Origin of the sequence: Ferrimonas sediminicola (assembly GCF_005116715.1) — a bacterium.
Lineage (GTDB): Bacteria > Pseudomonadota > Gammaproteobacteria > Enterobacterales > Shewanellaceae > Ferrimonas > Ferrimonas sediminicola.
Map to the genome: position 1 here is coordinate 72,063 of NZ_SWCI01000003.1, position 13,291 is coordinate 85,353.

Annotated in this window: 9 protein-coding genes; 7 read left to right on the plus strand and 2 right to left on the minus strand. The window is 62.7% G+C overall.

Annotated elements, in window-relative coordinates:
• The first annotated feature begins 8 nt into the window (after positions 1-8).
• The 6 genes from lpxB to FCL40_RS06260 are packed head-to-tail and all read left to right on the plus strand — an operon-like array spanning position 9 to position 9,513.
• Positions 9-1,154 (plus strand): lipid-A-disaccharide synthase, encoded by a 1,146-nt coding sequence (gene lpxB / locus FCL40_RS06235; protein ID WP_136852305.1) that lies wholly within the window; start codon positions 9-11, stop codon positions 1,152-1,154.
• Positions 1,147-1,722 carry a ribonuclease HII gene (gene rnhB / locus FCL40_RS06240; RefSeq protein ID WP_136852306.1) on the plus strand — a complete coding sequence of 192 codons (576 nt, stop codon included), beginning with the start codon at positions 1,147-1,149 and terminating at the stop codon, positions 1,720-1,722. Before lpxB ends, rnhB begins: the two co-directional genes overlap by 8 nt.
• Positions 1,723-1,725: 3 nt before the next feature.
• A complete protein-coding gene (gene dnaE / locus FCL40_RS06245; RefSeq protein WP_136852307.1) occupies positions 1,726-5,202 on the plus strand; it encodes a DNA polymerase III subunit alpha in 3,477 nt (1,158 codons plus the stop codon).
• Between the two features lie 34 nt (positions 5,203-5,236).
• On the plus strand, positions 5,237-6,196 hold the full coding sequence (gene accA / locus FCL40_RS06250) for an acetyl-CoA carboxylase carboxyl transferase subunit alpha (RefSeq protein WP_136852308.1): 960 nt from the start codon (positions 5,237-5,239) through the stop codon (positions 6,194-6,196).
• Entirely contained in the window at positions 6,187-7,512 is a 1,326-nt protein-coding gene (gene tilS / locus FCL40_RS06255; RefSeq protein ID WP_136852309.1) for a tRNA lysidine(34) synthetase TilS, read from the plus strand. The genes accA and tilS overlap by 10 nt, the downstream gene beginning before the upstream one ends.
• Before the next feature lie 51 nt (positions 7,513-7,563).
• A complete protein-coding gene (locus FCL40_RS06260; RefSeq protein WP_136852310.1) occupies positions 7,564-9,513 on the plus strand; it encodes a monovalent cation:proton antiporter family protein in 1,950 nt (649 codons plus the stop codon).
• Here the strand turns inward: FCL40_RS06260 and FCL40_RS06265 are convergent.
• Positions 9,422-10,636: a patatin-like phospholipase family protein gene (locus FCL40_RS06265; protein WP_205729101.1), complete on the minus strand. Its 1,215-nt coding sequence runs from the start codon at positions 10,634-10,636 to the stop codon at positions 9,422-9,424. The genes FCL40_RS06260 and FCL40_RS06265 overlap by 92 nt on opposite strands.
• 207 nt (positions 10,637-10,843) lie before the next feature.
• Here FCL40_RS06265 and FCL40_RS18665 point away from each other — a divergent pair, with 207 nt between their 5' ends.
• The gene (locus tag FCL40_RS18665; RefSeq protein ID WP_205729102.1) at positions 10,844-11,479 is read left to right on the plus strand and encodes a TetR family transcriptional regulator; all 636 of its coding nucleotides are present in this window, start codon (positions 10,844-10,846) and stop codon (positions 11,477-11,479) included.
• 41 nt (positions 11,480-11,520) lie between these two features.
• Here the strand turns inward: FCL40_RS18665 and FCL40_RS06275 are convergent, their stop codons facing one another.
• Positions 11,521-13,236: a proline--tRNA ligase gene (locus FCL40_RS06275; RefSeq protein WP_136852311.1), complete on the minus strand. Its 1,716-nt coding sequence runs from the start codon at positions 13,234-13,236 to the stop codon at positions 11,521-11,523.
• Positions 13,237-13,291: the final 55 nt, after the last annotated feature.

The following is a 13,291-nucleotide window of genomic DNA, read 5'->3' on the forward strand; positions in this document are numbered from 1 at the left end:
AGCTTGGCTTGAGCCAGTTGACCATAGCCATCGTCGCCGGGGAACTCTCCGGCGATATTTTAGGTGCCGGCCTGATGAAGGCCCTTCGCAAACGCCACCCCGACGCTCAGTTTATTGGCGTCGGCGGTCCCCGCATGCAGGAAGTGGGGATGGAGAACCTGGCGGACATGGAAGCCCTGGCGGTGATGGGGCTGGTGGAGGTGCTTGGCAGCCTGCCTCGGCTGCTGAAGATCAAGAGACAGCTGATTGCCACCCTGATGGATCGCCGTCCGGATCTCTACATCGGCGTGGACGCCCCCGACTTTAACCTGCGCATCGAAGCGCCGCTGAAGGCCGCAGGCATCCCCACGGTGCATTATGTAAGCCCGTCTGTCTGGGCCTGGCGACCCAAGCGGATCTTCAAGATTGAGAAGGCCACCAACCTGGTGCTGTCCCTGCTGCCCTTCGAAAAGGCGTTCTACGATCGGTATCAGGTGCCCTGCACCTTTGTGGGACATACCTTGGCGGATGAGATTCCTCTGGTCAGCGATCAGGGCGAAGCCAGAGAGGCCCTGAATCTGCCCCGGGAGGGACAGGTGCTGGCGCTGCTGCCCGGCAGCCGCGGCGGTGAGATGAAGCGGCTGAGCCCCACCTTCCTGGAGACGGCCGCCAGGCTCAAGGCGTACCATCCTGAGCTCACCATCGTGGTGCCCCTGGCCAACGAGGCCCGTCGCAGCCAGTTTGATGCCCTGAAGGCGGAACTGGCCCCTGAACTCGAGCTGGTGCTGGTGGATGGTCACTCCCGCACGGTGATGGCCGCCTCCGACGTGATTCTGTTGGCGTCCGGCACCGCCACCCTGGAAGCGATGCTGGTCAAACGCCCGATGGTGGTGGCCTATAAGCTGGCCCCCCTGACCTACCGCATCGCCAAGAGATTGATGAACATAGACAGATACAGTCTGCCCAACCTGCTGGCCGGTCGGGATCTGGTGCCTGAACTGATTCAGGACGCCTGTAACGCCGATGCCCTGGCCGAGCGGGTCAGCGGTTACCTTGACGGGGACAACAGCGAACTTTTGGCCACCTTTACCCGGATGCATGAAGAGCTGCGCCTGGATGCGTCGGAGCAGGCCGCCAAGGCGGTCCTTAACCTGATTGGAGCCGATAATGAATGAGCTGATTGCCGGCGTGGATGAGGTGGGCCGCGGCCCCCTGGTGGGGGACGTGGTCACCGCCGCGGTGATCCTGGATCCCGCCAATCCCATTGAGGGCTTGCGTGACTCCAAGAAGTTGTCTGAGAAGCGCCGCGAAGCGCTCTTCATAGAGATTCAGGAGAAGGCCCTGGCCTGGCACCTGGGCCGAGCCAGTGTCGAGGAGATTGACCGGCTGAATATCCTCCACGCCACCATGCTGGCGATGCAGCGCGCCGTCGCCGGTCTCACCCTGACTCCCACCCTGGTTCGGGTGGATGGCAACCGTTGCCCTGACTTTGGCGGCCTGACGGCGGAAGCCCTGGTGAAAGGGGACGACAAGGAGCCGGCCATCAGTGCCGCCTCCATCCTGGCCAAGGTGGTTCGGGACCGGGAGATGAAGGAGTTGGATCGCCTCTATCCCGGGTACGGTTTCGCCGGTCACAAGGGCTACCCTACGCCGGCTCACCTGGAGACACTGGCCGCTCAGGGGGCGACCCCACACCACCGAACCAGTTTTAAACCGGTGCGCCGTGCACTGGGCCTGGAGTAAACCATGGCCGATCCCAAGTATGTCCACCTGAGGGTACACTCCGATTTTTCCATGGTGGATGGCCTGCAGAAGGTGGGCCCCATCCTAGCCAGGGCGGCGGAGCAGCAGATGCCGGCCATCGGCCTGACCGATCAGACCAACCTCTGCGGCCTGGTGAAGTTCTACGGTGGCGCCCATAAGATCGGCATCAAGCCGATCATCGGCGCCGATTTCTGGCAGATCTGTCCCGAGCTGGACGACCTGCAATGTCGCCTCACCGCCATCGCCATGAATGACGAGGGGTATAAAAACCTCACCCTGCTGATCTCCAAAGCCTACCTGCGGGGCCATGTGAACCACAGGCCGGTGCTCGACCGTGCCTGGTTGGCGGAGCATGCGGAGGGATTGATCCTGCTCTCCGGGGGCAAAGATGGTGACATCGGTCAGGCCCTGACCAAGGGCAACCAGCAGGTGGTGGATCTGCTTACTGAGTTCTATAAGGCGCACTTTCCCGATCGTTACTACCTGGAGCTGCTGCGCACCGGCCGCGCCGGCGAGGAGACCTATTTGCACCGGGCGGTGGAACTGGCGCTGACCTCCGATCTGCCGGTGGTGGCCACCAACGAGGTGGTGTTCCTCAATCCGGAGGATTTCGACGAGCACGAGATCCGGGTGTGCATTCATGACGGCTACACCCTGGATGATGCCCGCCGACCCCGACTCTACTCCCGCGAGCAGTATTTCCGCACCGAAGCGGAGATGCTGGAGCTGTTTGCCGACATCCCCGAGGCATTACAGAACAGCGTGGAGATCGCCAAGCGCTGCAACGTCACCGTGCGCCTGGGCAAGTATTTCCTGCCCGATTTTCCCACCGGCGACATGAAGATCGAGGAGTTCCTGGTCAAGGCCTCGGAGGAGGGGCTGGAGGAGCGTCTGGAGTTCCTGTTCCCCGATCCCGTCGAGCGGGCCGAGCGCCGCCCCGAATACGATGAGCGCCTCAGGGTGGAGCTGGAGGTGATCAACTCCATGGGCTTCCCCGGCTACTTCCTCATTGTGATGGAGTTTATCCAGTGGTCCAAGGACAACAACATTCCGGTGGGGCCGGGTCGGGGCTCCGGGGCCGGCTCCCTGGTGGCCTACGCCCTGAAGATCACCGATCTGGACCCCCTGGAGTATGACCTGCTGTTCGAGCGCTTCCTCAACCCGGAACGGGTCTCCATGCCCGATTTCGATGTGGATTTCTGCATGGACCGCCGGGATGAGGTGATCGAACACACCGCCCAGATGTATGGCCGTGACGCCGTCTCTCAGATCATCACCTTCGGTACCATGGCGGCCAAGGCGGTGATCCGCGATGTGGGGCGGGTACTGGGCCATCCCTACGGCTTCGTTGACCGCATCTCCAAGCTGATCCCGCCGGATCCTGGCATGACCCTGGACAAGGCGTTCAAGGAGGAGCCGGCGCTGCCGGAGCTGTATGACCGGGACGAGGAGGTCAAGAACCTCATCGACATCGCCCGCAAACTGGAGGGGGTGACCCGAAACGCCGGTAAGCACGCTGGGGGGGTGGTGATCGCCCCCACCACCATCACCGATTTCGCCCCCCTCTACTGCGACGACACCGGGGGCAACCCGGTGACCCAGTTCGACAAGAACGACGTGGAGACCGCCGGCCTGGTGAAGTTCGACTTCCTCGGCCTGCGGACCCTGACCATCATCCAGTGGGCGCTTGACATGCTCAATCCGGCCCTGGAGGCCCAGGGCAAGGAGCCGGTGCGCATCGAATCGATTCCCCTGGATGATCAGCCCAGCTTCGACATGCTGCAGCGCTCCGAGACCACCGCAGTGTTCCAGCTGGAATCCCGCGGGATGAAAGAGCTGATCAGCCGGCTGAAGCCGGACTGCTTTGAAGACATGATCGCCCTGGTGGCCCTGTTCCGTCCGGGGCCGCTGCAATCGGGCATGGTAGACAACTTCATCGACCGTAAGCATGGCCGAGAGGAGATCTCCTACCCGGACGCCCAATACCAGCACGAAAGCCTGAAACCCATTCTTGACCCCACCTACGGTATCATCCTCTACCAGGAGCAGGTGATGCAGATCGCCCAGGTGCTGGCGGGCTACACCCTGGGCGGCGCGGATATGCTGCGCCGGGCCATGGGTAAGAAGAAGCCTGAGGAGATGGCCAAGCAGCGGGGCACCTTCCGTGAGGGAGCGGAGAACAACGGTGTCGATGGTGAACTGGCGATGAAGATCTTCGACCTGGTGGAGAAGTTCGCCGGTTACGGCTTCAACAAGTCCCACTCCGCCGCCTACGCTCTGGTCTCCTACCAGACCCTATGGATGAAGAAGCACTACCCCGCCTACTTTATGGCGGCGGTGATGTCTGCCGATATGGACAACACCGACAAGGTGGTGACTCTGGTGGACGAGTGCAACCGCATGGGGTTGCCGGTGTTGCCGCCGGACGTCAACCAGGGCCTGTACAAGTTCAATGTGAACGAACAGGAGCAGATCGTCTATGGTATCGGTGCCATCAAGGGGGTGGGTGAAGGCCCGGTGGAGGCGATCCTCGAAGCCCGTGAGGCCGGCGGCGTGTTCCACGACCTGTTTGATTTCTGCAACCGGGTGGATCTGAAGAGGGTCAACAAGCGCACCATCGAGAAACTGATTATGGCCGGTGCCATGGACAGCCTGGGGCCCCATCGGGCGGCGATGATGGCCACCCTGGATTCGGCGGTCAAGGCCGCCGGTCAGAACGCCCGCAACGCCGCCCAGGGGATGGGGGACCTGTTTGGCGATCTGTGTCCGGAGCCGGGCCAGGCGGAGCATGCCTTTGTCAACGTCCCCCCCTTCCCGGATAAGATCTGGCTGGATGGCGAGCGCGACACCCTGGGGCTCTACCTCACCGGCCACCCCATCAACCAGTATCTCAAGGAGCTCAAGGGCTGGACCTCCGGCCGTCTCAAGGACGTGGTGCCCACCGGCCGAGGCAAGAGCACCCGGGTCGCCGGGCTGGTGATCGCCGCCCGGGTGATGATCACCAAGCGTGGCTCCAAGATGGGGATCCTTACCCTCGACGACAAGAGCGGCCGCCTCGAGGTGATGCTGTTTGCAGAAGGGGTGGAAAAGTACCAAGATCTGCTGGTAAAGGATAAGATCTTGATCGTTGAAGGAGAGGTCAGCTTTGATGATTTCAGCGGCGGCAATAAAATGTCTGCCAAAGAGGTGCTGGACATCAGCCAGGCTAGGGAGAAGTGGGCCAAGGGGGTGACCCTTGACCTCGACGCCCGGGACCTGGACGAAACCAAGCTGGACCGTGTGAAAACCCTCCTGGGTGATTTCAATCAGGGCAGTTGCCCGGTACAGATACGCTACACCCGACCCGACGCCTGCGGGACCCTGCAACTGGGCCCGAACTGGCAGGTCCGTCCCGACGACGAGTTGCTGCTGCAGCTTGAGACCCTGTTCGGGCCGGGCAAAGTGACCATGACTTATTGACGAGTGTCGACAGACACCTTTAGGTGATCAGAGTATGAGCCTGGATTTTTTGGATTTTGAACAGCCCATTGCCGAACTGCAGGCAAAGATTGACGAACTGAAGAACGTCAGCCGCAACAGCAACCTGGATATGGATCTGCAGGATGAGATCGACAAGCTGGAGGAGAAGCGTGAAGAGCTGATCACCAAGGTGTTTGCCGATCTCGGTGCCTGGCAGGTCGCTCAGATGGCCCGCCACCCCCAGCGTCCCTACACTCAGGATTACATCGATCGCATCTTTACCGAGTTTGATGAGCTGTGCGGTGACCGAGCCTTTGCCGACGATCCGGCCATCATCGGCGGTACCGCCCGTCTGGATGGCATGCCGGTGATGGTGATTGGCCACCAGAAGGGACGGGACACCAAGGAGAAGGTGCGCCGCAACTTCGGCATGCCCCGTCCCGAAGGCTACCGTAAGGCCCTGCGCCTGATGGAGATGGCGGAGCGCTTCAAGATGCCCATCATCACCTTTATCGACACCCCGGGCGCCTACCCCGGCGTCGGCGCCGAGGAGCGGGGCCAGAGTGAGGCCATTGCCCGCAATCTCAAGGTGATGGCTGGCCTCAAGGTACCGGTGATCTGCACCGTGATTGGCGAAGGGGGCTCCGGCGGCGCCCTGGCCATCGGTGTCGGTGACCGGGTGAACATGCTGCAGTATTCCACCTACTCGGTGATCTCCCCCGAAGGCTGTGCCTCCATCCTGTGGAAGGACGCCGCGGAAGCCCCTAAGGCGGCGGAGGCGATGGGGATCACCGCCGAGCGTCTGCACGAGCTCAAGCTGGTGGATGCCGTGGTGGCCGAGCCCCGTGGCGGTGCCCACCGAGATATGGAGGCGATGTCGGCCACCCTCAAAGATCAAATTCTGAGCGATCTGACCTTGTTGAAGAAACTGGATCTGGATACCCTGCTGGAACAACGTTACGACCGCCTGATGGAGTACGGTTATTGTCGTTAACCCAGCTTGAGTCCAGCGTACGGGCCGCCCTGGTGGCCCATCTGGACAGTGCCCGCCGCGTAGTCCTTGGCTACAGCGGCGGCATCGATTCGGAGCTGCTGGCCAGCATCCTCAGTCGCCTCCGTCCCGAATTTCCCTCCCGACCCTTCCTGCTCATCCACGTCAATCACGGTCTCTCCGCCTCGGCGGATGAATGGGCGGAGCATTGTCGCCGTCGCGCCGAGCTCTACGGTCTGCCGCTGACGGTGACCCGGGTGGAGGTGGAGCTGGGGCCGAGAATCAGCCTGGAAGCGGCCGCCCGCGAGGCGCGCTATGCCGCCCTGAACCGGCTGCTGCTGCCTGGCGATCTGCTGCTGACCGCCCAGCACAAGGATGACCAGGCGGAGACCCTGCTGCTGGCCCTGAAACGGGGCAGCGGTCCGCTGGGGCTGGCCGGAATGCTGGGGGTTCAGCCCTTTGCCGGTGCGACGCTGCTCAGGCCGCTGCTGGGCCACTCCCGACGGGAGGTAGAGACCGCCGCCGCCGAGCTGGGCCTGGCCCACATCGAGGACGACAGCAATGCCGATCTGCGTTTCGACCGCAACTTCCTGCGCCATGAGATCCTCCCCCTGCTGAAGGCCCGCTGGCCCAGCTTTCATCATTCGGTTCATCGCAGCGCCCAGTTATGCGGTGAGCAGCAGAGTCTGTGCGACGAACTGGCTGCCGAAGACCTGACTCAGCACCAGGTGGCTGGCGGTGGCCTGGGGATCAGTGGTCTGGCCGACCTCAGTGCGCCCAGGCGAAATAATCTGGTAAGGTACTGGTTAAGAAAGCATAATCAATTGATGCCCTCCCAGGCACAACTGCAACAGCTGGAACAGTTCTGGTTGGCCCGGGAGGATGCCCAGCCCACCCTGAAGCTGGGTGAGAGCCAGTTGCGCCGCTTTCGAGATGCCCTCTTCCTGGTGAACCAGGCGCCCTCTCTGGCGGATGAGGTGGAGATGATGATCCCCGGGGTGCGCCAGCAGATGGCCAACGGCGAACTTTGGTGCCTCGAGGAGCGCCTCCAGGGGGAGCGTTTGCGGGCGCCCCGCGCCGGGGAGTCGGTGCTGGTGCGCTATGATCTTCTGGGGACACGCCGGGTCCGTCCGGCAAATCGCAGCGGCTCCCGGCCCCTGAAGAAGGTGTGGCAGGAGCTGGGTGTGCCACCCTGGCTTAGGGGACAGATCCCCATGCTGTTTTTTGGAAACCAACTGGTGGCCGCCCTGGGTTACTGGCTGGAGCAGGAGGCGCTGGAGCCCCTGGGACCGGGGCTGGTTCCCATCCGACAGGAGTAGGCCTGCTGAGCCTCTCCACCCATCAGAGTGTCAGGAGGAGAGGCGAAATCCATGGACCACGGCGGGCTGACCCCCATCTTATTGCTGGCACTGGCGGCCATTGCCGGACTGGTGATCACCCGCCGGCTCAAGCTGCCGGTGATCCTGGCCTGGCTGGTGACCGGCGGCCTGGCGGGCAGCCAGGGGTTTAACTGGCTCGAAAGCGGTCAGATCGCCCTGGTGGCCGAGATCGGCGTTGTGTTCCTGATGTTCTCCCTGGGCCTGGAGTTCTCCCTTCCACGGTTGTGGGCGATGCGTGCCCGGGTGTTTGGCCTGGGCAGCGCCCAGGTGGCCGTCACCCTCATCTGTACTTTCCTGCTGGCCTGGGGCGCCGGGCTGGAGCCCCGGACCGCCTTCGTCTGTGGTGGCGTCATCGCCCTCTCCTCCACCGCCATCGTACTCAAGCAACTGGATGAGCGGGGCTGGATCAACCGCCGTCATGGTGAGCTCTCGGTCAGCATTCTGCTGTTCCAGGATCTGGCGGTGATCCCCCTGCTGATCATCATCCCGTTGCTGGGCTCCGACAGCGGCGGCGTTGCCCTGGCCATGGAGCTCTCCTGGGCCCTGCTGAAGGGGGCTGTCGCCTTCGTGCTGTTGCTGGGACTGGGTGGCTATCTGTTGCCGAAGATCTTCGATGAAGTGGCCCGTTCCCGGTCCGATGAGCTGTTTCTTCTGACCACCCTGGCGGTGGCCCTGGCCACCGGTTTTGTCACCCTCTCTCTCGGGCTCTCCATGACCCTGGGGGCCTTCCTGGCGGGAATGCTGTTGGGGGAGAGCCAGTACCGTCAGCAGCTTGAGGCGGATATCCGTCCCTTTCGGGACCTGTTAATGGGGCTGTTCTTCGTGTCGGTGGGGATGTTGGTGGATCTTTCCCTGCTGTGGGCGCAGCTGCCGCTGCTGCTGGGGTTGTTGACGCTGGTGATGCTGACCAAGGCGATGATCATCTGGATACTGGCCGGCATGACCGGGGAGAAGACCAAGGACGCCCTGGCCACCGGGATCTGTCTGGCCCAGGTGGGGGAGTTCAGCTTCGTGTTGATCGCCCTGGCGGTGAAGTGGCAGGTGATGGAGCGGGACCTGGCTAACCTGCTGGTGATGACCGGGGTGCTCTCCATGGCCCTGACCCCCTTCATGGTGGACAACTGCCTGGTGTTGGCCAAGCGGATTCTGGGGCGGCGGGAGCAGTGGCTGGGGGGGGAGACCGATGCCCCCGAGTTGGTCACCCAGGATCATGTGGTGTTGCTGGGGTATGGCCGGGTGGGGCAAACCATCGCCCGCTTCCTCAAGCGGGAGAAGATGCCCTTCGTGGCGGTGGATCTGGACCCCATCCGGGTGCGGGAGTCCCGGGCCGCCGGAGAACCCGTGGTGTTCGGTGACGGCCGCCGTCAGGAGATTCTCAGGGAGGTGGGACTGCACCGGGCCCGGCTGGTGGTGGTCACCTTTGACAACCGCCGGGACATCTTCAACCTGCTGGACTGCATCAAGCTGATTGCGCCCCATATTCGTACTCTGGTTCGCACCCGGGACGACGCCACCCTTGAGGCGCTGGAGCTGGCGGGGGCGGACCAGGTGATCCCCGAGAGCCTGGAGGGCAGCCTGATGCTGGTGTCCCAGGTGCTCTACCAGTTGGGGGTACCGTTGCCGAGAATCCTGTTGCGCATCGAGCGCGAGCGGCGGGACCGCTACCGGATGCTGCATGGCTTCTTCGGTGGCACCGATCCTGTTCAGGGTAGGGAGCTGCTGCACGCGGTGACCCTCTCGGACAACGCCTGGGCCGTGGGTCACTTCGTGGTGGAGCTGCCCCTCAATCACTGGCGGGTGCAGCTCGATGGTATCAAGCGTGACGGGGCCGCCCTGGAGTTTGTGCCCACTACCCGTCTGCGGCGGGGGGATGTGTTGCTGCTGCTTGGGACACCCCATCAGGTTGAGCTGGCGGAACGGGCCCTGCTTGAGGGGCCTTGAGCTTCTCCAGTTCAAAGAAGATTTTCAACTGTTGCTGCCGGGCAGCGGCGTCCCGGTAGCCTAGCTCGATCAGCTCCTGGCAGTACTCAGACTCGAACATCAGGTAGCTGAGCAGGCTCGATTCCCGCTTGTCGTCTACCCCCATCGCTTTCAGCAGCATCCGGGCGCCCCGGGGCAGTCGCCGGTAGTGTTTTAGGGCGATGGCATCCAGGTTTTCCGATGGTTTGATGGTCATCGTCTCCACGGTGCGCAGCGGCTGCATCACCCGCCGCTCCGGCGGGATCAGCGCCAGCGAGGCGTTGATTCTCGCCACCCGCTCCAGATCGGAGTTGAGGGCGTCGGAGAACACCGCATCCAGCAGGTGGCCTGAGATGCGGCCGCTGTTGGGTGGCTGGGGGTCCGGTCCGGCATCACTGGGGCTCTCCAGGTTGATGATGAAGATGTGTTCGGCCCCCAGGTGGATGGGGGCGCTCAGGGGGGAGAGCTGGTGGATGGCGCCGTCACCGTAGTGCTCACCGTCGATGGCCACCGAGGGAAACACCAGCGGGATCGCCGAGGAGGCCATCAGATGATCCAGGGAGATCTCCGTGGTCTGGCCCCGGCGCCGGAACCGCTGCCAGGGGGCCAGATTGGGCTGTCCCTGGTAGAAGTTGACGCAGCAGGGGTGGGTGTAGCTGGAGGCGGCCACGGTCAGGGCCCGTAAATGGCCGCTGTCGATATGGCGCTGCAGCTTCTCCAGCGGCAGCACCTTTTGCAGCAATCCCCTCAGGGGGCGGTTGTCCAGCAGGCTGGGAGGCAGCTCTGGGTTCTTGCGGTGCCATAGTTGGCGAAGCAGATGGCGGGAGGCGGGCCACAGGTCGGCTCGGTACACCTGCTGGCTGTGGAAGTTGCGCCAGATCCACTCCAGTTTGCGCACCCCCTTGTGGAAGGATCCGGCGTGGCATCCCAGGGTGGTGGCGTTGATGGCCCCGGCAGAGGTGCCGCAGAGGATGGGAAACGGCAGACCGTGGTTGCGGGGATAGAAACTGGCGATCGCCTTGAGCACCCCCACCTGATAGGCGGCCCGGCTGCCACCGCCGCTCAGCTGCAGTGCCCGGTTCTGTGTCTGTTGCGACAGCCTCATGGAATGGCGGCCTCCCCCGAATGCCTAGCGTCATAAGATTCTACTAGAATCATTGAGTTACATTATATCGCGGTGACTTAAGTATAGTTCACGGGATAACCGCGTTGATACAAACTTAAGTGTAGGTATAATCTGCGCCATTCTTTACCCTTTCGAAGTGGTGCTGTTTCCCGGAAGGGGAGGGGAGTGCCCCAGGAGACCCGAATCATGGCGAGAAAAACCAAGGCTGAGGCGGAGAAAACCCGCCAGTTGCTGCTGGACTCGGCGATGAGGCTGTTCAGTGAGAAAGGGGTGGTCAAGACCACCCTGGCGCAGATCGCCGCCGATGCCCAGATGACTCGTGGCGCCATCTACTGGCATTTTGAGGATAAGGCGGATCTGCTGCATGCCCTGTTTGAGCGCTCCATTACTCCGGAGGCGGAGCGGCTGTGGCGCACCATGACCGAGGAGGGGGCCGATCCCCTGGAGTGCCTGTTGAAGGCCAGCCACGCCTTCTGGCTGGAGATGAATAGTGAGTCCACCCTCAAGCAGGTGATGATGCTCTACAACCAGGCGGAGCAGGTGCCCGAGCTGGCGGACAAGCTGGATGAGCTGCACTGCCAGGAGGACTCGCACATGTATCAGGCGCTGAAGATGGCGTCGGAGCGGGGGGCCCTGCACCCGGACATGTCCGTCGAGACCGCCTTTACTCTGTTCCATACCCTGCACGCGGGCATGGTGCAGCTGGTGTGCGGCGCCCGCAAGTGCACCGTAGAGCTGGATAAGGAGAAGATCTTCCGCGAACTGATATTGGGGATCGAGCGCGCGGTCAGTGCTCCGGGGCGGCTGAAGTCACCGAGATAAAAAAAGGGTTGGCACTGCCAACCCTTTCTCTTTACAAGGCCTTAGCCCTTCAGTCTGGCCTGGATCGCCTCGAGGACTGCGTCCATGGCCACATCCTCTTTGCTGCCGTCGGCGCGTATCTTCAGTTCGAAGGCGCCGGCGTCGATGCCACGCTCGCCGATAACCACCGAGTAGGGGATGCCCATCAGTTCGGCGTCGGCAAACATCACCCCGGGACGCTCCTTACGGTCATCGAACAGCACGTCGATCCCCGCGGCGGACAGCTCCTCGTACAGTTTTTCGGCCGCGTCCTGAACACGGTGAGACTTGTGCATGTTCATGGGCACGATCACCACCTGGAAGGGGGCGATGGCTGCTGGCCAGATGATGCCGCGGTCGTCGTGATTCTGTTCGATGGCGGCGGCCACAATGCGGGACACACCGACGCCGTAGCAGCCCATGATCAGTGGACGGGCCTTGCCCTGTTCGTCCAGAACGGTGGCTTTCATCGACTCGGAGTACTTAGTGCCCAGCTGGAAGATGTGACCCACCTCGATGCCGCGGGCGATCTTCAGGGTGCCCTTGCCACAGGGGCTAAGGTCACCCTCGACCACGTTACGCAGATCCTCTACGCGGGGCAGGGCCACGTCGCGTTCCCAGTTGATGCCGAAGTGGTGCTTGCCGTCGATGTTGGCGCCGGCGCCGAAGTCGTTCAGCGTGGCAACGGAGCGGTCGACGATCAAAGGCAGTGTCAGGCCAACCGGCCCCAGGGAGCCGGGGCCGGCACCGATGGCATCGCGGATCTCCTCCTCGGTGGCAAACTGCAGCGGGGTGGCAACTTCGGCCAGCTTTTCCGCCTTGACCTCATTCAGTTCGTGGTCGCCGCGAACCATCAGGGCCACCAGCTTCGCGTCACACTGGTCACTGGCGCGGACAATCAGGGTCTTCACGGTCTTGTCGATGGTCAGGTCGAACTGGGCCACCAGCTCATCGATGGTCTTGGCGTTCGGGGTGTCCACCAGGGTCAGCTCCTGGGTGGGCTCGCCACGCTCGCCCAGGGGCAGGGCTTCCGCCTTCTCGATGTTGGCGGCGTAGTCTCCCTCAGTGGAGAACACCACGGCATCTTCGCCGCTCTGAGCCAGCACCTGGAATTCGTGGCTGAGACTGCCGCCGATAGCGCCGGTGTCGGCCAGTACCGGGCGGAATGCCAGCCCCATGCGCTCGAGGATTCGACAGTAGGCCTGGTACATCGCCTGGTAGGTTTCGTCCATGGTTTGCTGATCCAGGTGGAAGGAGTAGGCGTCCTTCATCAGAAACTCGCGGGAGCGCATCACGCCGAAACGGGGACGCACTTCATCACGGAACTTGGTCTGGATCTGGTAGAGGTTCAGCGGCAGTTGCTTGTAGGATTTCACCTCGTCACGGACGATGTCGGTGATCACCTCCTCGTGGGTCGGCCCCAGGACGAAGTCACGCTGGTGACGGTCCTTGATGCGCAGCAGCTCGGGACCCATGTCGTCCCAGCGTCCGGTCTCCTGCCACAGGTCGGCGGGTTGGACCATGGGCATCAGCGTCTCAACGGCACCGGCGCGGTTCATCTCTTCGCGCACGATGTTTTCAACTTTCTTCAGCACTTTGAGGCCGGTGGGCAGCCAGGTGTAGAGCCCGGAAGCCAGTTTGCGGATCATGCCGGCGCGCAGCATCAGCTGATGGCTGATCACTTCGGCGTCAGAGGGGGTCTCTCTCAGGGTGGAGACCAGGTAACGACTGGTTCTCATCGATAACGTCCGTAAAAATTATGAGGGCGATAGTCTATCAGTCCTGGCCCCCGGG